Annotated in this window: 53 protein-coding genes; 45 read left to right on the top strand and 8 right to left on the bottom strand. The window is 68.0% G+C overall.

Annotated elements, in window-relative coordinates:
• Position 1: 1 nt before the first annotated feature.
• On the bottom strand, positions 2–226 hold the full coding sequence (locus AB0F72_RS08775) for a lipid A biosynthesis lauroyl acyltransferase (RefSeq protein ID WP_360427495.1): 225 nt from the start codon (positions 224–226) through the stop codon (positions 2–4).
• Between the two features lie 348 nt (positions 227–574).
• On the opposite strand from AB0F72_RS08775, the gene AB0F72_RS08770 reads away from it, so the two are divergent.
• The 19 genes from AB0F72_RS08770 (at position 575) to AB0F72_RS08680 (ending at position 5,164) form a co-directional block, all read left to right on the top strand.
• The gene (locus tag AB0F72_RS08770; RefSeq protein WP_360427493.1) at positions 575–892 is read left to right on the top strand and encodes a hypothetical protein; all 318 of its coding nucleotides are present in this window, start codon (positions 575–577) and stop codon (positions 890–892) included.
• Positions 892–1,092 (top strand): hypothetical protein, encoded by a 201-nt coding sequence (locus tag AB0F72_RS08765; protein ID WP_360427490.1) that lies wholly within the window; start codon positions 892–894, stop codon positions 1,090–1,092. Before AB0F72_RS08770 ends, AB0F72_RS08765 begins: the two co-directional genes overlap by 1 nt.
• Entirely contained in the window at positions 1,089–1,331 is a 243-nt protein-coding gene (locus tag AB0F72_RS08760) for a hypothetical protein (protein ID WP_360427487.1), read from the top strand. Before AB0F72_RS08765 ends, AB0F72_RS08760 begins: the two co-directional genes overlap by 4 nt.
• Entirely contained in the window at positions 1,328–1,570 is a 243-nt protein-coding gene (locus AB0F72_RS08755) for a hypothetical protein (RefSeq protein WP_360427484.1), read from the top strand. Before AB0F72_RS08760 ends, AB0F72_RS08755 begins: the two co-directional genes overlap by 4 nt.
• Positions 1,571–1,592: 22 nt before the next feature.
• Positions 1,593–1,784 carry a hypothetical protein gene (locus AB0F72_RS08750; protein ID WP_360427481.1) on the top strand — a complete coding sequence of 64 codons (192 nt, stop codon included), beginning with the start codon at positions 1,593–1,595 and terminating at the stop codon, positions 1,782–1,784.
• Positions 1,781–1,999 carry a hypothetical protein gene (locus tag AB0F72_RS08745; RefSeq protein ID WP_360427478.1) on the top strand — a complete coding sequence of 73 codons (219 nt, stop codon included), beginning with the start codon at positions 1,781–1,783 and terminating at the stop codon, positions 1,997–1,999. The genes AB0F72_RS08750 and AB0F72_RS08745 overlap by 4 nt, the downstream gene beginning before the upstream one ends.
• On the top strand, positions 1,996–2,157 hold the full coding sequence (locus tag AB0F72_RS08740) for a hypothetical protein (RefSeq protein WP_360427475.1): 162 nt from the start codon (positions 1,996–1,998) through the stop codon (positions 2,155–2,157). The genes AB0F72_RS08745 and AB0F72_RS08740 overlap by 4 nt, the downstream gene beginning before the upstream one ends.
• Positions 2,157–2,306 carry a hypothetical protein gene (locus tag AB0F72_RS08735; RefSeq protein ID WP_360427472.1) on the top strand — a complete coding sequence of 50 codons (150 nt, stop codon included), beginning with the start codon at positions 2,157–2,159 and terminating at the stop codon, positions 2,304–2,306. The genes AB0F72_RS08740 and AB0F72_RS08735 overlap by 1 nt, the downstream gene beginning before the upstream one ends.
• Positions 2,303–2,548 carry a hypothetical protein gene (locus AB0F72_RS08730; protein WP_360427468.1) on the top strand — a complete coding sequence of 82 codons (246 nt, stop codon included), beginning with the start codon at positions 2,303–2,305 and terminating at the stop codon, positions 2,546–2,548. The genes AB0F72_RS08735 and AB0F72_RS08730 overlap by 4 nt, the downstream gene beginning before the upstream one ends.
• Positions 2,549–2,637: 89 nt before the next feature.
• Positions 2,638–2,898 (top strand): hypothetical protein, encoded by a 261-nt coding sequence (locus tag AB0F72_RS08725; RefSeq protein ID WP_360427466.1) that lies wholly within the window; start codon positions 2,638–2,640, stop codon positions 2,896–2,898.
• Positions 2,899–2,975: 77 nt separating this feature from the next.
• Complete coding sequence (locus AB0F72_RS08720) at positions 2,976–3,275, top strand: hypothetical protein (protein ID WP_360427463.1); 300 nt, start codon at positions 2,976–2,978, stop codon at positions 3,273–3,275.
• Between the two features lie 21 nt (positions 3,276–3,296).
• The gene (locus tag AB0F72_RS08715; protein ID WP_360427460.1) at positions 3,297–3,587 is read left to right on the top strand and encodes a hypothetical protein; all 291 of its coding nucleotides are present in this window, start codon (positions 3,297–3,299) and stop codon (positions 3,585–3,587) included.
• Entirely contained in the window at positions 3,584–3,850 is a 267-nt protein-coding gene (locus tag AB0F72_RS08710) for a hypothetical protein (protein WP_360427457.1), read from the top strand. Before AB0F72_RS08715 ends, AB0F72_RS08710 begins: the two co-directional genes overlap by 4 nt.
• A 2-nt stretch (positions 3,851–3,852) precedes the next feature.
• Positions 3,853–4,083, top strand: a complete 231-nt coding sequence (locus AB0F72_RS08705; RefSeq protein ID WP_360427454.1) for a hypothetical protein — start codon at positions 3,853–3,855, stop codon at positions 4,081–4,083.
• Positions 4,080–4,277: a hypothetical protein gene (locus AB0F72_RS08700; RefSeq protein WP_360427451.1), complete on the top strand. Its 198-nt coding sequence runs from the start codon at positions 4,080–4,082 to the stop codon at positions 4,275–4,277. The genes AB0F72_RS08705 and AB0F72_RS08700 overlap by 4 nt, the downstream gene beginning before the upstream one ends.
• On the top strand, positions 4,274–4,606 hold the full coding sequence (locus AB0F72_RS08695) for a hypothetical protein (RefSeq protein WP_360427448.1): 333 nt from the start codon (positions 4,274–4,276) through the stop codon (positions 4,604–4,606). The genes AB0F72_RS08700 and AB0F72_RS08695 overlap by 4 nt, the downstream gene beginning before the upstream one ends.
• Before the next feature lie 62 nt (positions 4,607–4,668).
• Positions 4,669–4,800: a hypothetical protein gene (locus AB0F72_RS08690; RefSeq protein WP_360427445.1), complete on the top strand. Its 132-nt coding sequence runs from the start codon at positions 4,669–4,671 to the stop codon at positions 4,798–4,800.
• Positions 4,800–4,976, top strand: a complete 177-nt coding sequence (locus AB0F72_RS08685; protein ID WP_360427442.1) for a hypothetical protein — start codon at positions 4,800–4,802, stop codon at positions 4,974–4,976. Before AB0F72_RS08690 ends, AB0F72_RS08685 begins: the two co-directional genes overlap by 1 nt.
• Positions 4,976–5,164 (top strand): hypothetical protein, encoded by a 189-nt coding sequence (locus tag AB0F72_RS08680; RefSeq protein ID WP_360427439.1) that lies wholly within the window; start codon positions 4,976–4,978, stop codon positions 5,162–5,164. The genes AB0F72_RS08685 and AB0F72_RS08680 overlap by 1 nt, the downstream gene beginning before the upstream one ends.
• Before the next feature lie 18 nt (positions 5,165–5,182).
• Here the strand turns inward: AB0F72_RS08680 and AB0F72_RS08675 are convergent, their stop codons facing one another.
• A complete protein-coding gene (locus AB0F72_RS08675) occupies positions 5,183–5,404 on the bottom strand; it encodes a helix-turn-helix domain-containing protein (RefSeq protein WP_360427436.1) in 222 nt (73 codons plus the stop codon).
• A 178-nt stretch (positions 5,405–5,582) separates the two neighbouring features.
• Between AB0F72_RS08675 and AB0F72_RS08670 the strand changes: the two genes are divergently transcribed.
• The 23 genes from AB0F72_RS08670 to AB0F72_RS08560 all read left to right on the top strand — a co-directional run bounded on the left by AB0F72_RS08670 (position 5,583) and on the right by AB0F72_RS08560 (position 12,563).
• Positions 5,583–5,864, top strand: coding sequence for a hypothetical protein (locus tag AB0F72_RS08670; protein ID WP_360427433.1), 282 nt, complete (start codon positions 5,583–5,585; stop codon positions 5,862–5,864).
• Positions 5,864–6,136, top strand: coding sequence for a hypothetical protein (locus AB0F72_RS08665; RefSeq protein ID WP_360427430.1), 273 nt, complete (start codon positions 5,864–5,866; stop codon positions 6,134–6,136). Before AB0F72_RS08670 ends, AB0F72_RS08665 begins: the two co-directional genes overlap by 1 nt.
• Before the next feature lie 11 nt (positions 6,137–6,147).
• Complete coding sequence (locus AB0F72_RS08660) at positions 6,148–6,426, top strand: hypothetical protein (protein ID WP_360427427.1); 279 nt, start codon at positions 6,148–6,150, stop codon at positions 6,424–6,426.
• Complete coding sequence (locus AB0F72_RS08655; RefSeq protein ID WP_360427424.1) at positions 6,423–6,638, top strand: hypothetical protein; 216 nt, start codon at positions 6,423–6,425, stop codon at positions 6,636–6,638. Before AB0F72_RS08660 ends, AB0F72_RS08655 begins: the two co-directional genes overlap by 4 nt.
• 1 nt (position 6,639) lies before the next feature.
• Complete coding sequence (locus AB0F72_RS08650; protein ID WP_360427421.1) at positions 6,640–6,849, top strand: hypothetical protein; 210 nt, start codon at positions 6,640–6,642, stop codon at positions 6,847–6,849.
• Positions 6,849–7,106: a hypothetical protein gene (locus AB0F72_RS08645; protein ID WP_360427418.1), complete on the top strand. Its 258-nt coding sequence runs from the start codon at positions 6,849–6,851 to the stop codon at positions 7,104–7,106. The genes AB0F72_RS08650 and AB0F72_RS08645 overlap by 1 nt, the downstream gene beginning before the upstream one ends.
• A complete protein-coding gene (locus tag AB0F72_RS08640; protein ID WP_360427415.1) occupies positions 7,103–7,423 on the top strand; it encodes a hypothetical protein in 321 nt (106 codons plus the stop codon). Before AB0F72_RS08645 ends, AB0F72_RS08640 begins: the two co-directional genes overlap by 4 nt.
• An 11-nt stretch (positions 7,424–7,434) precedes the next feature.
• Positions 7,435–7,761: a hypothetical protein gene (locus tag AB0F72_RS08635; RefSeq protein WP_360427412.1), complete on the top strand. Its 327-nt coding sequence runs from the start codon at positions 7,435–7,437 to the stop codon at positions 7,759–7,761.
• Positions 7,758–8,036 carry a hypothetical protein gene (locus AB0F72_RS08630; protein WP_360427410.1) on the top strand — a complete coding sequence of 93 codons (279 nt, stop codon included), beginning with the start codon at positions 7,758–7,760 and terminating at the stop codon, positions 8,034–8,036. The genes AB0F72_RS08635 and AB0F72_RS08630 overlap by 4 nt, the downstream gene beginning before the upstream one ends.
• A complete protein-coding gene (locus tag AB0F72_RS08625) occupies positions 8,030–8,431 on the top strand; it encodes a hypothetical protein (protein ID WP_360427407.1) in 402 nt (133 codons plus the stop codon). Before AB0F72_RS08630 ends, AB0F72_RS08625 begins: the two co-directional genes overlap by 7 nt.
• Positions 8,428–8,706 carry a hypothetical protein gene (locus tag AB0F72_RS08620; RefSeq protein ID WP_360427404.1) on the top strand — a complete coding sequence of 93 codons (279 nt, stop codon included), beginning with the start codon at positions 8,428–8,430 and terminating at the stop codon, positions 8,704–8,706. The genes AB0F72_RS08625 and AB0F72_RS08620 overlap by 4 nt, the downstream gene beginning before the upstream one ends.
• Positions 8,703–8,936 (top strand): hypothetical protein, encoded by a 234-nt coding sequence (locus AB0F72_RS08615; protein ID WP_360427401.1) that lies wholly within the window; start codon positions 8,703–8,705, stop codon positions 8,934–8,936. Before AB0F72_RS08620 ends, AB0F72_RS08615 begins: the two co-directional genes overlap by 4 nt.
• The gene (locus tag AB0F72_RS08610; protein ID WP_360427397.1) at positions 8,933–9,256 is read left to right on the top strand and encodes a hypothetical protein; all 324 of its coding nucleotides are present in this window, start codon (positions 8,933–8,935) and stop codon (positions 9,254–9,256) included. Before AB0F72_RS08615 ends, AB0F72_RS08610 begins: the two co-directional genes overlap by 4 nt.
• Positions 9,256–9,516, top strand: a complete 261-nt coding sequence (locus AB0F72_RS08605; RefSeq protein WP_360427394.1) for a hypothetical protein — start codon at positions 9,256–9,258, stop codon at positions 9,514–9,516. Before AB0F72_RS08610 ends, AB0F72_RS08605 begins: the two co-directional genes overlap by 1 nt.
• Positions 9,516–9,788 carry a hypothetical protein gene (locus AB0F72_RS08600; RefSeq protein WP_360427391.1) on the top strand — a complete coding sequence of 91 codons (273 nt, stop codon included), beginning with the start codon at positions 9,516–9,518 and terminating at the stop codon, positions 9,786–9,788. The genes AB0F72_RS08605 and AB0F72_RS08600 overlap by 1 nt, the downstream gene beginning before the upstream one ends.
• Positions 9,789–9,952: 164 nt before the next feature.
• A complete protein-coding gene (locus tag AB0F72_RS08595; RefSeq protein WP_360427389.1) occupies positions 9,953–10,366 on the top strand; it encodes a hypothetical protein in 414 nt (137 codons plus the stop codon).
• On the top strand, positions 10,363–10,548 hold the full coding sequence (locus tag AB0F72_RS08590; RefSeq protein WP_360427386.1) for a hypothetical protein: 186 nt from the start codon (positions 10,363–10,365) through the stop codon (positions 10,546–10,548). Before AB0F72_RS08595 ends, AB0F72_RS08590 begins: the two co-directional genes overlap by 4 nt.
• Positions 10,548–10,775: a hypothetical protein gene (locus tag AB0F72_RS08585; RefSeq protein ID WP_360427384.1), complete on the top strand. Its 228-nt coding sequence runs from the start codon at positions 10,548–10,550 to the stop codon at positions 10,773–10,775. Before AB0F72_RS08590 ends, AB0F72_RS08585 begins: the two co-directional genes overlap by 1 nt.
• Positions 10,768–11,034 (top strand): hypothetical protein, encoded by a 267-nt coding sequence (locus AB0F72_RS08580; RefSeq protein WP_360427381.1) that lies wholly within the window; start codon positions 10,768–10,770, stop codon positions 11,032–11,034. The genes AB0F72_RS08585 and AB0F72_RS08580 overlap by 8 nt, the downstream gene beginning before the upstream one ends.
• Positions 11,031–11,588: a hypothetical protein gene (locus AB0F72_RS08575; protein ID WP_360427378.1), complete on the top strand. Its 558-nt coding sequence runs from the start codon at positions 11,031–11,033 to the stop codon at positions 11,586–11,588. The genes AB0F72_RS08580 and AB0F72_RS08575 overlap by 4 nt, the downstream gene beginning before the upstream one ends.
• A complete protein-coding gene (locus AB0F72_RS08570; protein WP_360427375.1) occupies positions 11,585–11,722 on the top strand; it encodes a hypothetical protein in 138 nt (45 codons plus the stop codon). Before AB0F72_RS08575 ends, AB0F72_RS08570 begins: the two co-directional genes overlap by 4 nt.
• Positions 11,719–12,051: a hypothetical protein gene (locus tag AB0F72_RS08565; protein WP_360427372.1), complete on the top strand. Its 333-nt coding sequence runs from the start codon at positions 11,719–11,721 to the stop codon at positions 12,049–12,051. Before AB0F72_RS08570 ends, AB0F72_RS08565 begins: the two co-directional genes overlap by 4 nt.
• Before the next feature lie 35 nt (positions 12,052–12,086).
• Positions 12,087–12,563 (top strand): hypothetical protein, encoded by a 477-nt coding sequence (locus AB0F72_RS08560; protein ID WP_360427370.1) that lies wholly within the window; start codon positions 12,087–12,089, stop codon positions 12,561–12,563.
• A gap of 52 nt (positions 12,564–12,615) precedes the next feature.
• Here the strand turns inward: AB0F72_RS08560 and AB0F72_RS08555 are convergent, their stop codons facing one another.
• A complete protein-coding gene (locus AB0F72_RS08555; protein ID WP_360427367.1) occupies positions 12,616–12,840 on the bottom strand; it encodes a hypothetical protein in 225 nt (74 codons plus the stop codon).
• 86 nt (positions 12,841–12,926) lie between these two features.
• Between AB0F72_RS08555 and AB0F72_RS08550 the strand changes: the two genes are divergently transcribed.
• From AB0F72_RS08550 to AB0F72_RS08540, 3 genes are all read left to right on the top strand, one after another.
• Entirely contained in the window at positions 12,927–13,205 is a 279-nt protein-coding gene (locus tag AB0F72_RS08550) for a hypothetical protein (protein ID WP_360427364.1), read from the top strand.
• 208 nt (positions 13,206–13,413) lie between these two features.
• Positions 13,414–14,244 (top strand): hypothetical protein, encoded by an 831-nt coding sequence (locus AB0F72_RS08545; RefSeq protein ID WP_360427361.1) that lies wholly within the window; start codon positions 13,414–13,416, stop codon positions 14,242–14,244.
• A 10-nt stretch (positions 14,245–14,254) separates the two neighbouring features.
• The gene (locus AB0F72_RS08540) at positions 14,255–14,479 is read left to right on the top strand and encodes a hypothetical protein (protein ID WP_360427358.1); all 225 of its coding nucleotides are present in this window, start codon (positions 14,255–14,257) and stop codon (positions 14,477–14,479) included.
• Positions 14,480–14,564: 85 nt separating this feature from the next.
• Here AB0F72_RS08540 and AB0F72_RS08535 read toward each other — a convergent pair whose 3' ends face one another.
• Genes AB0F72_RS08535 through AB0F72_RS08515 form a run of 5 tightly spaced genes read right to left on the bottom strand, consistent with a single transcriptional unit; the run spans position 14,565 to position 15,832 of the window.
• On the bottom strand, positions 14,565–14,879 hold the full coding sequence (locus AB0F72_RS08535) for a hypothetical protein (RefSeq protein ID WP_360427355.1): 315 nt from the start codon (positions 14,877–14,879) through the stop codon (positions 14,565–14,567).
• Complete coding sequence (locus tag AB0F72_RS08530; RefSeq protein WP_360427352.1) at positions 14,879–15,097, bottom strand: hypothetical protein; 219 nt, start codon at positions 15,095–15,097, stop codon at positions 14,879–14,881. Before AB0F72_RS08530 ends, AB0F72_RS08535 begins: the two co-directional genes overlap by 1 nt.
• On the bottom strand, positions 15,097–15,345 hold the full coding sequence (locus AB0F72_RS08525) for a hypothetical protein (protein WP_360427349.1): 249 nt from the start codon (positions 15,343–15,345) through the stop codon (positions 15,097–15,099). The genes AB0F72_RS08530 and AB0F72_RS08525 overlap by 1 nt, the downstream gene beginning before the upstream one ends.
• A complete protein-coding gene (locus AB0F72_RS08520) occupies positions 15,342–15,641 on the bottom strand; it encodes a hypothetical protein (protein ID WP_360427346.1) in 300 nt (99 codons plus the stop codon). The genes AB0F72_RS08525 and AB0F72_RS08520 overlap by 4 nt, the downstream gene beginning before the upstream one ends.
• A complete protein-coding gene (locus AB0F72_RS08515; protein WP_360427343.1) occupies positions 15,641–15,832 on the bottom strand; it encodes a hypothetical protein in 192 nt (63 codons plus the stop codon). Before AB0F72_RS08515 ends, AB0F72_RS08520 begins: the two co-directional genes overlap by 1 nt.
• Positions 15,833–15,864 lie beyond the last annotated feature (32 nt).

Raw genomic sequence — 15,864 nt, 5'->3', positions numbered from 1 at the left:
GTCAGGCGCTGCGGAGCCGGTTGAGGACGTTGGCGGGCAGGAACACCGCGGTTTCGTCGGCGCCGATGCCGGAGTCGTGGGCTGCGCCGGCTGCGCGGACTTCGGCGAGTTCGTCGCCGGTGAGCAGCTTGCCGACGACGATGTGGCCGCCGTCGACCTCGTAGAGGGCGGGGCAGTCGCCTTGGACGGAGCTCTCGTCTTTCCACATGAACTTCAGGTCGCGCATGGTGCTTGTCCTCCCGTTCGGTGGCGAGTCGCGTCTGCGGCCCGTCGTTTCCCTGTCGTTTCCCTGTCGGTTCTTTGGTGATGGTCTCACCAAGTTGGCGGCAAGCGCGAGGCTGCTTGTCGCGTTTTCTTGATCGTTTTACACGATCGGCCCCGGCCAACGTGATGTGGCCGGGGCCTTGGGGGACCTCGCGAGTGTCATAGTAGCCCAGTTTTCCTACAAGTTGTTGACAAGTTGTGGATGCGGGCGGAGTGTGGAGGCAGGCAGTTAGCCGCTCGTCTCCCGGCCGGGCAAGCAGGTGCGATCAGTTCCCCTGCCCCGGCCGGAATACCTCCCAGGAGGCACTCCGTGTCCAGCACCTGCCATCACTTCACCTGGTGCCACGCCGATCACCCGTTCGACGACCCCGACCCGGCTGTGCACGAGAGCTACTGGGTTGAGGTCGACGGGCTCCCCTACCCGAACGGTCACACCCCGCAGGCCCGCGCCGCGGTTACGTACTCGGACGGCGACCGGGAGCCGACCCTGCTCATCCTCATGAACGAGGCGCTGCTGGGCGCGCGGGCGATGGTCGAGTTCACGGCCGGGCTCGTCGATTTGCAGCCGGTCATGATGCAGGCCCGCGCCGAGGTCGCCCAGCGTCCGCAGCTGGCCGGGGTGGCGTGATGGGCGAGGTGTGGGACGGCGTCAAATGCGTTACCGCATTCCTAGACAAGATGGTCGGGGTCGAACGCAGTATCGCTGCGGACGCTATCTGCGGCGGCGTCGACAAGCCGTGGGCGATGGCCTACTGCGGCAAGATCGGACCGCACGGTCAGCACCGAGGTGACGAGGACCCGCCTTACTTCGACGGCGGCGACCGATGACCGCCCTCACGTCGGAGCAGCACGGCCTGATCGACGCCGCGCACGCCAAGGTTCTGTGGTGGCTGCGCGGCGACGTCTACCAGTTGGCGGGCGTCGAACTGGACGTCTACAACAGCCGCCTCGTCGGCAACCTGATCGGCGCCGGGCTGCTCGCCCTGCCGGACGGGCCGCCGCTGCGACCGGTGCTGGTGGTGCCGACGGCGGCAGGCCTGGACGTGTTGGCGCAGGTGCGGTCATGACCGCCACCACCGCCGATTTGCTGCTGATCGCCGCCGCTGAACGCAACGAGCTGGCCTACCGGTGTTCCGGTGCGGCCGTGTTCACGTGGCGCGGACACCCCGTGGACGACGACACCAAACACCAGATCGTCGCGCTCATCAACGACGGACTGCTGACCGAGCGCTCGTACGCCTCGGATTGGCCGGTCCACGCCACCGACCGGGGCCGGCAGCTACTGCCGCCCACCAAACCGTTCTGACCTCGCGAGAGGAGTGCCCGTGATGTCTACACCCACTCTGGCCCCGCCGACGAACGGCCCCGGCGACTGGGACGAGTTCCTGGAGTTCGCCGCGACCGTCCGCGACTTCGACCGGGAGGCCTTGTTCGACGGTGTCCCCGCCCGTGAGCACCGGCCGCACCGGTCCGCCGACAAGCGGGCTGCGATTACCGAATCGCTGCGGGAGGGCCGGTGATCACCTTCACGTACCGTGCCCAGCGTGACGGGGTGACCGTGCTGCACGGTGAGGACTCCACCGGCCGCCACGACAGCGCCCAGCAGTTCGCCGCCTGGTACGCCGAGAGGCCGCTGCCGCAGCCCGCCGACCAGATCCTGGTGTGGGCTGGCGAGGCCGGCGACCGGGAGCCGGACGCGTGTGTTTCCCGCCCGGTGTGGCTGGTGACGTCATGACCCGACTGGCCCGTGCCGCCCGCCGCTCTCGCACCCGCCGCCCCGATGTGGCTGCGCTCACCGCAGGCCGTGTCGACACCGGCGACACCACCTGGATCGGCCCGGTCCCGTCCGGGATCGCCGGCTATCCGATGGGCCGCCGATGGGTGGTGTCGTGATGGGCACCGTTCCCGAGCTGGTGTTCCGGTCGGCGATGCCCGACGACGAGCACGCGTTCTGCCCGTGCGGCGCGCTGATGACGTTCAACGCCGACACCGGCCAGCTGGAATGCGACGACTGCCTCACCGACGCCGAGGTGGCCCCGTGACCACCGCCGTGGACGGCATGCACGCCGAAGCGCTGTTCGCCTCCGACCTACAGCCGTCCGACCAGCCGACAGCCCGTGAAGTGCACGTCGACGTGATGACGGCGATCCTGCGTCACGGTGTCGACGGCTGCGCCGGAATCGTCGCCCAGGAGTACGGGGACCACCCCGTTGAGGCCGCCGACCGGATGGCGTGGGCTGTCGCCGCGGTCCGGGCGGCGTACGAGACCGCCGACGCGTGCTGACCGGCGGCCATCACCACCAGAGCCTTTCTTCCCCGGCGCTGGTGCTGGTGGCGGCCTGTCAGACCTGACGGCCGAGAGGAGGAATCCACATGCGCGAAATCCACATCAGCCCCGCAAACCTCATGGCTGCCCGTAACGGCGAAACCGTCATCGTGCGCACCGCCGACTGGGAGTCCGGTATCGAGGTCGCGTTCGATGCCGACAACGGCGAGTTCGCGCCCGTCGATGACGGGGTCGCCAGGGTGATTCTGTCGCCCACCGACTTCCAGGCGGTCGCCGACAACAAGGGTGCCGGCTTCGAGGTGAAGGCCGACAACGGCACCGTGTACGGCGTGTCGGTGTGGGCCTGACCTGCCGCTATGGCGCTCGGCTAACCCGAGCGTCGTGGCGGCCGGTCAGACCTACTGATCGCCGAGAAAGGGACACCGTGACCTTCGATGAAACCTGGCAACACGTCGCCAAGGACCCCGACCTGGCGCGTCTGGTGCTCATGGTCGACGACCCCGACCGTGGCACCTGCGTCTGCTGGCGGAAAGGCTCCGAGCCGCTGGAGTTCTTCACCCCGCAGACCTCCCTCGCCGGCGGCCTACCCGACGACGACGCCGAGCTTCTGCGGCAGCTCATCGACTGGGGTGTGATCAGCCACCCGCAGACGCGGCGCGGAAACCAGCTGGCGCTGTCCGAGCTGGGCGAGCACGCCCGATCCGTGATCCTCGACCGCCGCTGATCGCCAAGGAATCGAGGAGCCATGTTCAGATTCACCAAAGACACGACAGAGGCCGCGACAGTGCCGCCGCTGCACTACGTGCACTGCCGTGAGGACGTGAACGCCCACTACAAGGCTCTCGGCGGCGACTACGACTACGACCGGCGGCGCGCCCTGGGCGTTGTCGACGAGGCGGAGGTTGCGGGCGTGTCGGTGTGGAAAGTTCTGCCGAAGGCGGACGGGTTCAGCTACGAGGAGCGGATGCGGCTCGCCGACCTGTGGCGGGATGCAGGCCGTGGCCCGGCCGCCGACCGTGAGGAGTTCTACTCATGAGCGAGCGAACCCTGACCCTGACCGCTGACGACCTGGCACGGTTCCAGCTCGGTGTCGCCGTGGTGGTGGCCGACAGCGACGGCGCCACGGTGGCCGTGTATCCGGAGGCGACCGCGTTCCTCGACTTCCCGACGACCGACCGGCGGCTGTGCCTGCGGGACCGTGAGGCCGACGACATCAGCCGTGGTGACACGTGGGTGGTGAGCGATGTCCGCGACCGCCGGTACGCGTGGACGGTCCGGCTGGCGGGGGCAGCGTCGTGACCGTGATCGCCCTGAACAGCCAGGACTTCCAGACGCTCGCCGACGGCGGGTATGTGCAATTCGAGCACACGGACGGCCGCACGTGGCGGCTGGCCCACGACGACTACTCGGGCCCGTTCCAGGAGCCGGCGGACCGGCACTGGGCGCTGGAGGCGGCCGAGGTGGAGCTGATCGGCCGGGACCCTGCGGGCCTGACGGTCGGCGGCACTGTGATCCGGCGGGCAGCGACGTGAGCGCCTACGACAACGATCCGCGGGTCATCGACGACGGCAACCCCGCCGGCCTCTACGTGGACAACTTCAAGTTCACGATTTTCACCAACGACTACAGGCAGTGGTGGGCGACGGACGCGGGTGTTGATTCCGCCTGCGGCCCGTTCTCGTCAGCCGATGAGGCAATCCACTCGCTGATCGGGGATCCGCAGTGACAAGCGCATGGCGGCAGGTGTTCACCGCCGATGATCCTCGCGGCCCGTGGCCTGCCCGGAAGATCGTGCAGGCGGTCGAGCAGGTGCGGGAGTGGTCGGCGTCGACCGAAGAGTGGTCGAAGATCTGCGACCTGCAATACCGGATCAGTGACGTTCCCGGCGCGGACGAACTCAACGCCTGCCAGCGCATGGCCGAACTGCTCGACTCGCACGCTGACCGGATGCAACGGTCGGGTCTGTTGCGGGCGTTCTCGACGCTCACGCCGGAGTCGTTGCGCGCTGATGCCGCCGTGTTCCGGGCCGGTCGTAACCCTTACGCCGGCGACTAAACAGAGTCGGGCGGCCCGTAGCAGTGAGAAGCCGGGCCGCCCTCGATCCCATGGAGAGAATCATGTTCGAGAATACGCACCGTTGGCCGGCGCAGCGCCGCTACGGTCTGATTACCCGCTGGCGTGGCATCCGGCACTGGCCGGACCTGCTGGCTGAGGGCGCGAGCAAACGCGACGACCGGGCAGGCCACTGATGGCGCACCTGCATGCGGCCCGTCTGGAGATCCGCCCGCACGACGGGGCTGGGCCGACCGTGTACGAGAACGTCTCCTACACCCCGCATCGCGGCGGCGTGGTCGTGTACAAGGACGACCGGGAGATCCGGCACGACGAGGCGTATGCGGTCGTCGGCGAACCGGCGGGTGTCTGATGCCGCAGGTCGGTGACCGCCACCAGCCGGGCGCGCTGCCGCTGGAATGGACCGGGGAGGCGTGGACGTCGGTGTGCCCGATCGATGAAGTTCCGCTGACCGGGGAGGACGAGAAAGGCCGGTTGTGCTGCACGGTGTGCGGACGCCGGCATGACGAGCTCGCAGAGATGGCGAAACAGCGACAGTGAGCAGGACGCCCCGACCGGTCACTCGGGCGGGGCGTTCTTCTTTGCCTGGTCGCGGCGTTCCTTGAACCGCTCGACCACGACCCGCCGGAAGATCCAGGACGCTCCGAGTTTCAGCCCTGGCAGTTCCTCGCGTTCAGCAAGCCGGTGTACGTACTGCGCGCTGACACCAAGCACGTCCGCTGCTCCTTTGAGGTTCAGCAGCTTCGGCATATGCCGGTCCGTGTAGCGCTCTTGGGTCACAGGGTGAGCGTACTCACCCGTTGAGGATCCTCCACCATCGGGCATGCCGCTATCTGCACATTTACTCGATCCATACCGGCTCAACGGGTTGAGAATCATCAACCATGCCGCTAGCGTTGAGGTTGAGAAAACTCAACTCCTTCTAGCGGACCTAGCTGCCGAACCTGTGGAGTTTCTGATGAGTGACATCCAGCTCACCGCCGCCCGCCGCGCCGTCCTCCAAGCGGTCAGCGATGGCGAGGTGAAGCACCACCGCCGCTGGGGCCGTGACCCAGACGAAGACGTGTGGCGTCCCGCTTCAGGTGGCCACAAGCGCGTCAACGCGGGAGTGGAGTTCCTGCGCAAGGCGGGACTCATCAAACTCGGCCCCCCGACCGGCGACTCGATGTTCGCGTCTCGACTGTGGCAGCTGACCGACCTCGGCGAGCAGTGGCTTGCCGAGCACCCCGAGGAGTCCTGATGCCCAGCAACGACGATCGCGCCTCGCTTGGCGAATCCGTTTTGCGCCAGGACGCCTCTGGTCATATGCCGCTCGCGGTGTGCCTCGACGGCCGTGTCATCGACCTCGTACCGGACGGCGCCGACACCTACTCCGCCGAGGGCCGCGCCGCCCTGTACGCCGCCGCTGCCGCCGAAATCGGTGTTGCGTCGGGTCGCTTCGAGATCCTCGCCGTCTGCCACCGGCATCCCACGTCTTCCGCAGTCGACTGCCTCGACTGCGAACCCGCCTGAAGGAGCACCACATGCCCAGCCACCCCGAGTCCGTCACCGCCGTCCTGACCGCGTCCGAGCCGCCAAACGGCACTGTGCTGGTGGTTCAGTACGACCAGGACGGATCAATGCCGCCCTACAAGGTGATCTGGCGCGACGACGACGCCCAGACCGAGGCGTACGGCCCCGCCGACAAGTTCAAGCAGCGCTGGCTGGAGGACCCGGACGACGAGCCGATGGCTTTGCACGAGTACCTGAAGTACGCGACCGCCGTGTACGCCCTCGGCGAGAAGCTGGTGGAGTTCCCGTGAACGAGACCTACACCGACACGATCACCGCCGCGATCGCGGCGCTGCGGGAGTCCACCGACACCCGCTGGCACGCCGTCGCTGACCTCCTCGCTGGTGGTCCGCTCGGCTACGCGCAGCTGACTGAAGGCCGTGACGACCCGGCCCGGTTCGCCGCCAACTACCCCGACCTGCAACGTGCGCTGCTGGTCGCACACGCCTACCTCGGAGACTGACATGACTGAATCCCCCGCCGAGGAGATCCGCGCGTACCTCGACAACGTCTCCCCCGCCGAGACCGCCGACGAAACCCGTGCCGCTGTTCTGGCCGTCGTCGACAAGTGCGAGCAGCTGCGACGGGCTTACCCCTACGCGGAGGAGACCCCGAACCGCATCGCCGACGAGTTCGAGCGGACCATCGCCCGCGCCCTCGGAATCGAGTCCTGATGAGTTTCACCAAGCCCCGAGTCCTGCACGCAAACGATGTCCGGGTCGGCGATCACATGGCGTTCGCCGAATCCAGCCCGGATGCGGCGATCAAGTGGCTGTTTGACGAGCGGAACGCCTCTGCCTCCGACGTGCGGTGGACGGCGGTGTCCGCAATCGACGGCTATGCAATTTTGCGATTCCACTTCACCAATGGCTCATCCCGAGAATGCCGTCCCGGCCAGGCCGTAGTGATCCGTGAGCGAGTTGAGCGGTGACCTCCACAATCCCCACCCACAACGCCCTCACCGCCGTCCACGACACCATCCGCCTCGCCGGCGATTCCGGCCTCACCGAGCCGTCGATCTCGTCGCTGACCGGCTGGCACGGCTCGGCCCTGCAAGCCGTCCTCGACGTCGGCGAAGCGCGCGGTGTGCTGTCCCCCACCGACGGCCGCTGGCACGCACGGGATCTCTGCCGCACCTGCGGCTACGGGGCCAACCACTGGCAGTACGCCGACACGCACCCGTCGTCTGCCGCCTGCGAAACCGACACGGCCGACTACGCGTTCGGATACCCGCTTCCCACCGACTGAAGGAGCGCCAAATGCCCCGCACGATCGATTCCATCCTCGCCTCGCATCACGCCGCGACCGAGCGCCGCAACGCCGGCCAGCCGATCTGGGATCGCACCCTGGACGTCCGAGACCTGTTCCACAACACCGACCTTTCTGACGCAGACCGCTACCGCAGAATCTCGGAGCGGATCCAACGCAGCCCCTGGTACCAGAACCGGGATGCGGACGGCTTCGACGAGTTCGGGGAGGCCGTCCGCTATCTCGCCCAGGCAGAGGATGCCGAGGAGTTCAACGAGTACTGGGATCAGATCTACGACCAGGCCGACCGTGACCGGGTGTGGGTGAAGACCCGATGACCGCCAAGGATCTGCGTCACCTGTCCATCGAAGCCACCACGAACCTGATCTGCGCCGACAGCGGCTCGTGCAGCAACCCGGACGACTGCCGCCGGTTCGCCGCCGACTACGTGACCAAGGCGAACGAGCTACTGCACGACCACGAGGTCACGGTGGAGACGGTGCGGCTGGGAAAGGTCACGGCGTTCACGGTGACCGACACTGGCCGGATCCGGGTGTGGACCGCAAATGGCGGCACAGACCTGATCTACGGGGACGAGGTGATCCCGTGGTGATCAACCACATTCACATCACCCTGCCCGCCGACAACGGCACCTACCACTACTGGGAGGTGCGCGGCGAGAACGGCGCGGTGTCGCTGTCGCTGCTGCATTCGCGCGCCGCCGGTTTCACGTCGCTGGCGGAGAGGCATCCGGCGCTCGCCGCCAACCTGGCTGCTACCGAGTCGGGGCATTGGGTGTTCGACGTCGTCCAGGAGCACATCCCGAACGGCTCGGAGTCCGGCTGGTCGTGTGACCGGCATGGCGACACCTGCGACGTGGATGCGTTCGCCACCTCGGTCGCTGATCCGATCTGGCGGCGGCTCCGTGAGGGCGGCGTCACCGACCAGTCGGTGTACGCCGAACTGGACGCCCTACACGCGGCCGAGTTCGAGCAGGCGGCGGCGTGAACGTTCAGCGTCTCGACCGGCACCCGCAGATCGAGTTCCTTGTCGATGACTTCGCCGCCGAGCCTTTCCGTACCCGCGATGGCGAGGCGCTGCGCCCGACGAACGCCAACGTGGTGTTCGGTCCTGGCGGCGACTTCCGGTACGCACAGGTGTGGGGATGGCGGATTGAGGGCGGCAATGAGTTCGCCGGCCGCCGCTGCGTGGAGGCTTCGGCCACCTCGCTGAAGTCGGCCGAGCCGTTCGTTCAGCGGCTGGTCGAGGAGATGCAGCCGTGACCGCCGACGAGTTGACGCCGCTGCATGAATGGGAGCCGGCTCTCAAAGAGCAGGTCGCGCACTGGAGGGCCCCGCAGCGGCTCGGCACGGTGCTGCGCTGTGACCAGTACGGGCATTTCGCTGACCCGTACTGGCGGGTCACGGTCCGCTGGGACGACACCGGCGGCGTGGAGCACAACATCGAAACGTCGTGCCTGGTCCGGCCTGACGGAACGCAGGGCCTGCGGTGACCGTCTCTGCGATCAACCGCGACAGCGTCCTTGCCGTGGTGCGCACCAACCCGCAGGCCCGCACCGTGCAGGACGTGGCGGAAGCGTTCGGGGTGCTGTCGACGTCGCCGACGCTGCGGGCCGTCCTGGAAGAACTGAAGGCGCTGCGGCTGCTCGTCGAGGACGAGACCGGCGGGCTGGCCGCGCACGGTGAACAACTCACCATCGACGTCCCGACTGGCCGCTGCCCGGCCTGCCGCCGGAAGCCGTGGGACGCACCTGACCTGAACCCCGGCGAGTTCGTGTGCACCTGCAACGACCCCATCGACGAGGAGATCTGATGCGCAACCCTGCCTACACGGCGCGAACCGTCAACGACCTCGCCGAGATGATCCGCGAGGTCGACGGTGACAACACGATGCCGCTCCCCTATTTCAGTGCCACGATCACGAACCGGCTGGTCGCCCTCTACGGCCACGACGCCTTGTTTGCTTCCGAGGTCGTGGAGTTCGTCGAGCGCACCAACTGCGACAAGCAGCTGGGTGCGGGCCGCTTGGCGGAGCTGATCGTCGCCGAGTTCGAGTTGGACGAGGTGGCGTGATGCCTGACCTGACCACCGCCGAACGGGCAGCCCTGGACGCCTGGAGCTCGGTTTCGGCGGACACGAACGGGATGTTGTTCGCCGTCCGTGCTGCGGTGCGGGATGTCGAGCGCCGCCACGATCAGTCCGACGACCACCGCATCGCATCCCTGACAGAGGCACTCGCCGCGATCCGGGATCTCGCCTACCGCACGGACGGCGTTGACGCCCCCGCCGCCATCGAAGTCATCCTTCAGCGCGCCAGCCGTGCCCTCAACGAGGTCCCCCAGTGATTGTCCGGGCCCTGATTTTCGTTCCCCGCCTCGATGCGGCCCGTGCCCGTGCGTCCACGGCTGCTGCTGTCGCGGCGGGCTGGTCTGCCGTCCACGAGTCGAAACCTGCCCCTGCCGAAACCATCCAGCGCGCCAGCCGCGCGCTCACGAAGGAGAACTGAGCCATGAACTTCCGACCCCCGACCGATGGCCGCTGGGCCATGCAGCCCCGCCCGTTCCAGATCGGCGACACCACGCTGCTCGACACCGACCCGAACCCGTGGACGGTGAAGGCTGTCACCGAGAACTTCGCCGCTCTCACCCGCCCGGTCACTAACGCCGACCGGAAGGCGCACCTGGATGAGCAGTGGGAGGCGGACTACCCCGAAGACCTCGAAGGGGACGTGTTCTACACGGTCCTGGACTGGCGCAACGGCCTGCGAGGCCCGTGCAACCTGATCGGCTGGGGGTACGGCGACGGCGAGTACACCGAGTCGGACTGCGCTGCGATGCTGGCCGACTTCGAGGCCGGCGGGTTGGAGATCAGCCACCGGAACTGGGAGCGGATCCGGTTCGCGGACGAGGCGGTCGTCCGATGACCATCACTGACGTGCGGATCCCGCTGCAGCGGACCGCCACCCACGACGAGGCGACCGCCACCCCGGAGTCACTGAGCCTGGACAACCTGCGGGCGCTGCTCGACGATCCCGCGCTGGCCGGGTACCACGACGACATCCGGGACTCGATCGCCCGGCTCCAAGCCGTCGCGCTGGAGGCGTGATGCCGCCCGAGAAGAAGTGGCGCATCGTCTACCCCGGCACCCGCAACGTCGACGAGTTCACGTCTCTGGTGAAGACGTACGCGTTCGTGGAGGCCCTGCGGAACGCGTGGGCTGCGGGACAGCACGATGCGACTGGAACGCTCACCGTGCAGACCGACCGCCGGCAAGGTGCCGGCTGGGAGCCGTACGACCACATCGACTTCGCGGCGGAGGGCGAGCATGTCTGAGACCCCTGCCGAGGTAGCTGGTGTCGAGCCGATTCCCGGCTGGAACGCCGCAAGGCAACGTGTCCTGACCCGCTATGCCAAGCAGGCCCGGTATTCCGCCCAGCGGATCCGCGGGCACGCCGTGCGGTATGGGCATGACCTGGCGGCGGTCGAACCGGAGTGCGCCGCACTGGAGCGGTACGCCGACGCGTGCGAGCTGGCCGCCGCCGACCCGAACCTGCCGACGCCTGAGTACAAGCAGATCGAGGAGGCGGCATGAGCACCGACTACGCGACCGCTCCGGTCACCGGGAAGGTGTACGGCAATGCAGGCATCGAGGAACTGATGGCCGACGCCTGGATGGGCGTGGACCACGAACTTCCGCCCGACCTCGCCGCGAAGCCGTCGTGGGACGATGCCCGCCGCTTGACGATGGGTCCGTCTACCGTGTTCCTGGCGTTCGAGCAGGGCTGCAACGCGCCGCCGATGGTGTTTGCGCTCAAGTCGGATCCGAGCTGGGATCTCGCCAGGGACTCCGGATTCGGTCTGCACTACCTGGCCGACAGTCAGGACGGTGGTTATCCGCGGGCGTTGCTGGACTTCTACCGCCCGGTCGCTGACCTGATCGCCCGGCTGGCCGGGGAATCCCATCGGTCGATCCGCGATCGTGGCATCGAGGTGATGACGTTGCTGTTCACGCTGCTCGCGGAGCAGGGGATCGTGCGGGCGCAGGAACACGACGAGGACTCCGGTGAGCTGATCGGCTTGGACCGGGACATCGCTGCTGATCTGCCCGCAGCGTGGGCAACGAGGGTTACGGAGGAGACGGCATGAGCCTGCCTCGCCTGTTGTGGCGTTCCTTCCTTGCCGTCGCACCGTGGGTGCTGGCGCTGGTGGCTGTTCTCGCAGTAGGCCTGGCCGGACTCGCCCTGCTGGGGCTGGCCGAGGTGGAGGTGAGCGTGCGATGACCCGCTCGTGGCGCATGTTCGCCGCCCGCAACCAGCCCGGCTCAACGGCCGGAGAGTTCGGGCGCTTCGGTGACGAACGCACCGTGCGCTTCAAGGGCGGCGACCCGGTTGAGGTTGAGCTGACCGAGGACCCGAACGGCCAGTACTGGGGGTACATCCGGCTGCCGTCGAGCCGGGTCAGTGAGCGTGACCTGACCGGTGCGCCCCTGATGATCTGGGGCCATGAGGGCATGTTCCGGATGCAGTCACCGGACGGCTTCCGCAGCGATGTTGAGCACGGCCGGGGTGAGATCGTGCGGATGTCCTGCCGTGCTGTGGACGCGAGTTAGACTCACCCACTTAGCCGATCTTGGGGAGGGTCGCTGTGCAGCAGGCCGAAGTACTCGACGTGATGAAGCGCCTGTTCGAGGCTGCAGCGCACCCCGACATTGCTGAGGTGCGCGTCTACGGTGCCGGAACCAAAGAGTCGCCCGGCGGCGTCGCGGTCAAAGATCAGCGCAACGGCTCCACCTACCTGGTCGCCTCCCCCTGGAAGGGCGAAACCCCGGTCGACGTGCCGGAGCAGCTGCCGCCGCCGAAACTCGGGGTGCAGCGCATCGCGGTCCTCGCCGTCCGGCTGCTCGACGCGGCCCGGCCCGCCCAGTTCCAGGCGTGGCGGCTGGTAGCCCTGCCGGATCTCGGGCCGACCGACGCCCGCGGCACGACACCTGCCGGCGTCTCCATCAAATGCGCGGACGGCACGAACGTGCTGCTGCGGGCGATGCACGGGGGCAGCCAGACCGGGGATCCGGCGGAGGACCCGCACCCGGACTGGCAGATTCCGGCCGGCATCACGGTCTGACGAGAACCCACCGAAGCCCCGCCCTCGATGTGAGGTGCGGGGCTTTCGCGTGTCAGTCGGCCTTTTTGGCTTCGCGCAGGAGCTCGTAGACGACTTGGACGTGGACGCCCATGTCGGCGGCGATGTCGGTGACGGGGCGTCCGGTGGCGCGTTCTTGGGCGATGCGCTGGGCGCGGGCTCGGCGCCAGGTGCTCATTTGTTCGCGGTGGTGTTCGACCTGCTCACGAGCGAGGCGGTCGGCGTCGGCGAGGGGGAGGCCTGCTAGTGCGTCCGTCACTCTTAAAGGGTACCCCCTAGACAGAGCTAAGGGGTACCCTTTAAACTTGGTGTCACCAGGGAGAGCGACACGAAAGGACAGCACCGATGACCACGATCACCGCCGAGCAGGCCGCCACCCAGATCGAGCAGGCCTACCGCACCGAGATCACCCAGCGCGGCCAGCAGGGCTGGGTCACCGTCGTCGCCCTCATGAACCGCCTCGACCTGACCGTCGACCAGATGACCGCCGGCGCCCGGCTGCTGGCCCGCAAGGGCGGCTGGGCGGTCGCGCCGACCAGCAACCAGAAGGCGCTGAGCGACCTGGACCGGGCGAGCGCGCTGTGGATCGGCGGCCAGTGGAAGCACGTGATCAGCGCGAACTGACCGGGAGGGGCCCGACACGGGCCCTTCCTTCCGGCCCGCAGTTGTGACGTTTCATCTGATGGTCTCGCCCACACCGCCTTGCCGAACCATGGCCATCCGCTAAGCTGCGACTTAGAACGGATGTTCGAGCCGCCCGCGATACGGCTCGACCAACCGCAGGTCAACCCGCCCCTTCCCCGGCGGCCAAAGATCGGCTCGGGGAGCGGCGATGGGCAAGACGTGGACCGGCAGTGGGCGCATCGACGGCACCGCCGACGTGCGCGCCGCCCTCGACCGGATCAACGGTGCCCAGCGCGGCAATCTCGCCCTCGCCCCCGTCACGACCGCCGACCAGGCCGACCTCACCTCCCCCAACGCGACCAGGGTGCTGCCCTGTGACCCGCAGCTGGCTCCGCTGCTTCCGTGGCCTGGCGGGCTGCGTCGTGGTGCCACCGTCGCCGCCGTCGGCTCCACCTCGCTGCTGATGCTGCTGCTCGCCGGGGCGATGCGGGAGTCTGGAGCGTGGGCGGCCGTTGTCGGCGCACCCATGTTCGGTGGCCTGGCCGCCTCCGAGATCGGCGTCGACCTGGGCCGCCTCGCGCTCGTCCCGGAGCCCGGCCCGGACTGGCCGCAGATCGTGTCCGCCCTCATCGACGGCGTGGACCTGGTCGCCGTGCAGCCACCCGCCGGCACGTCCGAGGGTGTGGTGCGGTCCCTGGTAGCCCGTGCCCGACAGAAAGGCTGCGTGCTCATCCCCACCCGACCCGTCCCCGGCACCGACCTCACCCTTGAGGTAACCGGCCGACGCTGGCATGGGCTCGGCGACGGACGCGGCCGGCTGCGCTACTGCGAACTCGACGTGCGGGCGACCGGGCGAGGTCGGGCGGTGCGACCGAAGACGGCCACCGTGACGGTCGGATCCAAACCGGCGCCGCTCGACATCCCGCCGCCGAAACACCTGCGCGTGGAGCCGGAGACCGCGGACACCGGGATGTGGGCCAACGTGGTGCCGATGCGGCCACCCGCCGACCCGTGGGCGGGGCTCCGAGTCCACAGGTAGCCTCCCCCGCGTGAACAACTGGGGAGCCTTGCTTGCGGCTATCGGTCAAACCGTTGAACTCGTCGGCGTGGTCTGGCTACTCATCGCCGCATGGCGTGATGTGCGTCAGCCGTCCAGCTACAACGACGTGCTGAACATCCGCGAACGAATCAGTGCTGGCGGATACGGCCCTGCGGCCATCACTGTTGCGACTGGACTGCTGATCGCCGTGCTGGGCAGCTGGCTGCAAGTCTGACTGGGCAGCGAAAAGCCGCCGTGTGCCTGAGCACGTCGGCGGCCTGCTAAAGACTCTTGCTAAAGACTGATGCAGTCGAGGCGCATCAATCGGTTTCGTCTCCGGCGAGCACGGCGGCGGCGGCCCATGTCGCATCGGCAACGTCAGCAGCTGTGATGCCTACCGCCCAGTCGCTGATCTGCTGGTGCACGTCGGCGGTCACGCTGTCGGCTACGGCCGACGTTGCTAGCGCCAGGTGCCCGTCGGTGGCCCGCCGTTTCATCAGCGCCACCACAACCCGTTCGGAGATGTCACCGCGCACCTGCGCGAGCTTCACGCGGCCGGTCTCGACGAGGGCGTTGTAGGCGGCGTCGAAGGCGGCCTTGTCGATGTAGTTGCCGTGGGCGTCTTCCAAGAACATCAGGCGGTCCTCTTCCGGTACGTGTACGAGGCGGCTTCAGCGCGCCGCCACACCAGGTCGCCGGCGTACGGCCCGTACTGTTCGAACACCCGCCCCCGCAGCAACGGCCGCTGCACGTCAGTGGCTGCGGCGATCAGCTCGGGCAGGCCGTCAGTGTCGCGGGGGCAGGGCACAGTGCCGTCGATGACGGCCTGGACCTGGTCGGTGGTGGCGGGCATCAGGCGTTCTCCTCGTTCTCGGCCAGCCAGCGTTCGCCGGCTTCGGTGAGCCGGTAGTAGTCGTTCTGCCCGGCGAGCTGCTGCTCAGGGGTGACGTAGTGCGGCTTGATCAAACCGGCGCCGACCATCACCCGCAGGGCGCCATTGTGGTCGATCTCGACCGGGCCGATGGGCCCGAACGTCCAGTTGCGGCCTGAAGCTCGGTGGGCAACGTCAAGGCGCTCAGGGGTGGGGTACACGTCGCTCACCACTCCTCGTCTCCGCACCAGCAGTTGGCGCCGTCGTGGACGCGGAACGTCAGGTCGTGTTCGGTGCGCAGGTGGGTTTCGGCTTTCGCGTACGCCTCCTCCTGCGTCTTTGCCGGGCCACCCTCGCATAGGCCGGGGTTGGCGTCCTTCGGCCCGCACTTCCAGTGCCAGCGGACGCCGAACGGGTAGACGGAGGCGCGCAGCCACAGTTTCGGTTCCAGCCGGGTGGCGTGGCGGTGGGCGGCTTCGTCGCCAGGGTCGGCCTGCCCGGCGTACTGCTCAGGAATGGTCTGCATCAGCCGTTCTCCCCGGTGATGTCCTGGACCGGCCCGTACAGGTCGATCACCTCGTCGAGACTGAGCACCTTCCCGCCGTTCACGGGCGCGAAGTCCATGGTGTCGCGGACCCGGCCCCAGGTGCCGCCTTCCGCATCACGGATCAGCGTGACCTTGTTCGGGACGTTCTCGGCGCTGTCGTAGCTGGCCATGGTGGGCTCCTTCGCATTTCAAGTCAGTGTGT

It is taken from the genome of Actinoplanes sp. NPDC023936, assembly GCF_040639325.1.
Lineage (GTDB): Bacteria > Actinomycetota > Actinomycetes > Mycobacteriales > Micromonosporaceae > Actinoplanes.
The sequence above is the reverse complement of the archived record's forward strand: the minus strand, read 5'-3'. Positions and strand labels throughout refer to the sequence as shown.

Bases quoted from the DNA above. Each gene is read 5' to 3' on its own strand.
- AB0F72_RS08775 (WP_360427495.1), bottom strand. From the start codon at position 226: ATGCGCGACCTGAAGTTCATGTGGAAAGACGAGAGCTCCGTCCAAGGC.
- AB0F72_RS08765 (WP_360427490.1), top strand. From the start codon at position 892: ATGGGCGAGGTGTGGGACGGCGTCAAATGCGTTACCGCATTCCTAGAC.
- AB0F72_RS08760 (WP_360427487.1), top strand. From the start codon at position 1,089: ATGACCGCCCTCACGTCGGAGCAGCACGGCCTGATCGACGCCGCGCAC.
- AB0F72_RS08755 (WP_360427484.1), top strand. From the start codon at position 1,328: ATGACCGCCACCACCGCCGATTTGCTGCTGATCGCCGCCGCTGAACGC.
- AB0F72_RS08750 (WP_360427481.1), top strand. From the start codon at position 1,593: ATGTCTACACCCACTCTGGCCCCGCCGACGAACGGCCCCGGCGACTGG.
- AB0F72_RS08740 (WP_360427475.1), top strand. From the start codon at position 1,996: ATGACCCGACTGGCCCGTGCCGCCCGCCGCTCTCGCACCCGCCGCCCC.
- AB0F72_RS08735 (WP_360427472.1), top strand. From the start codon at position 2,157: ATGGGCACCGTTCCCGAGCTGGTGTTCCGGTCGGCGATGCCCGACGAC.
- AB0F72_RS08725 (WP_360427466.1), top strand. From the start codon at position 2,638: ATGCGCGAAATCCACATCAGCCCCGCAAACCTCATGGCTGCCCGTAAC.
- AB0F72_RS08715 (WP_360427460.1), top strand. From the start codon at position 3,297: ATGTTCAGATTCACCAAAGACACGACAGAGGCCGCGACAGTGCCGCCG.
- AB0F72_RS08710 (WP_360427457.1), top strand. From the start codon at position 3,584: ATGAGCGAGCGAACCCTGACCCTGACCGCTGACGACCTGGCACGGTTC.
- AB0F72_RS08690 (WP_360427445.1), top strand. From the start codon at position 4,669: ATGTTCGAGAATACGCACCGTTGGCCGGCGCAGCGCCGCTACGGTCTG.
- AB0F72_RS08685 (WP_360427442.1), top strand. From the start codon at position 4,800: ATGGCGCACCTGCATGCGGCCCGTCTGGAGATCCGCCCGCACGACGGG.
- AB0F72_RS08680 (WP_360427439.1), top strand. From the start codon at position 4,976: ATGCCGCAGGTCGGTGACCGCCACCAGCCGGGCGCGCTGCCGCTGGAA.
- AB0F72_RS08670 (WP_360427433.1), top strand. From the start codon at position 5,583: ATGAGTGACATCCAGCTCACCGCCGCCCGCCGCGCCGTCCTCCAAGCG.
- AB0F72_RS08665 (WP_360427430.1), top strand. From the start codon at position 5,864: ATGCCCAGCAACGACGATCGCGCCTCGCTTGGCGAATCCGTTTTGCGC.
- AB0F72_RS08660 (WP_360427427.1), top strand. From the start codon at position 6,148: ATGCCCAGCCACCCCGAGTCCGTCACCGCCGTCCTGACCGCGTCCGAG.
- AB0F72_RS08650 (WP_360427421.1), top strand. From the start codon at position 6,640: ATGACTGAATCCCCCGCCGAGGAGATCCGCGCGTACCTCGACAACGTC.
- AB0F72_RS08645 (WP_360427418.1), top strand. From the start codon at position 6,849: ATGAGTTTCACCAAGCCCCGAGTCCTGCACGCAAACGATGTCCGGGTC.
- AB0F72_RS08635 (WP_360427412.1), top strand. From the start codon at position 7,435: ATGCCCCGCACGATCGATTCCATCCTCGCCTCGCATCACGCCGCGACC.
- AB0F72_RS08630 (WP_360427410.1), top strand. From the start codon at position 7,758: ATGACCGCCAAGGATCTGCGTCACCTGTCCATCGAAGCCACCACGAAC.
- AB0F72_RS08605 (WP_360427394.1), top strand. From the start codon at position 9,256: ATGCGCAACCCTGCCTACACGGCGCGAACCGTCAACGACCTCGCCGAG.
- AB0F72_RS08600 (WP_360427391.1), top strand. From the start codon at position 9,516: ATGCCTGACCTGACCACCGCCGAACGGGCAGCCCTGGACGCCTGGAGC.
- AB0F72_RS08595 (WP_360427389.1), top strand. From the start codon at position 9,953: ATGAACTTCCGACCCCCGACCGATGGCCGCTGGGCCATGCAGCCCCGC.
- AB0F72_RS08590 (WP_360427386.1), top strand. From the start codon at position 10,363: ATGACCATCACTGACGTGCGGATCCCGCTGCAGCGGACCGCCACCCAC.
- AB0F72_RS08585 (WP_360427384.1), top strand. From the start codon at position 10,548: ATGCCGCCCGAGAAGAAGTGGCGCATCGTCTACCCCGGCACCCGCAAC.
- AB0F72_RS08580 (WP_360427381.1), top strand. From the start codon at position 10,768: ATGTCTGAGACCCCTGCCGAGGTAGCTGGTGTCGAGCCGATTCCCGGC.
- AB0F72_RS08575 (WP_360427378.1), top strand. From the start codon at position 11,031: ATGAGCACCGACTACGCGACCGCTCCGGTCACCGGGAAGGTGTACGGC.
- AB0F72_RS08570 (WP_360427375.1), top strand. From the start codon at position 11,585: ATGAGCCTGCCTCGCCTGTTGTGGCGTTCCTTCCTTGCCGTCGCACCG.
- AB0F72_RS08565 (WP_360427372.1), top strand. From the start codon at position 11,719: ATGACCCGCTCGTGGCGCATGTTCGCCGCCCGCAACCAGCCCGGCTCA.
- AB0F72_RS08550 (WP_360427364.1), top strand. From the start codon at position 12,927: ATGACCACGATCACCGCCGAGCAGGCCGCCACCCAGATCGAGCAGGCC.
- AB0F72_RS08545 (WP_360427361.1), top strand. From the start codon at position 13,414: ATGGGCAAGACGTGGACCGGCAGTGGGCGCATCGACGGCACCGCCGAC.
- AB0F72_RS08535 (WP_360427355.1), bottom strand. From the start codon at position 14,879: ATGTTCTTGGAAGACGCCCACGGCAACTACATCGACAAGGCCGCCTTC.
- AB0F72_RS08530 (WP_360427352.1), bottom strand. From the start codon at position 15,097: ATGCCCGCCACCACCGACCAGGTCCAGGCCGTCATCGACGGCACTGTG.
- AB0F72_RS08520 (WP_360427346.1), bottom strand. From the start codon at position 15,641: ATGCAGACCATTCCTGAGCAGTACGCCGGGCAGGCCGACCCTGGCGAC.
- AB0F72_RS08515 (WP_360427343.1), bottom strand. From the start codon at position 15,832: ATGGCCAGCTACGACAGCGCCGAGAACGTCCCGAACAAGGTCACGCTG.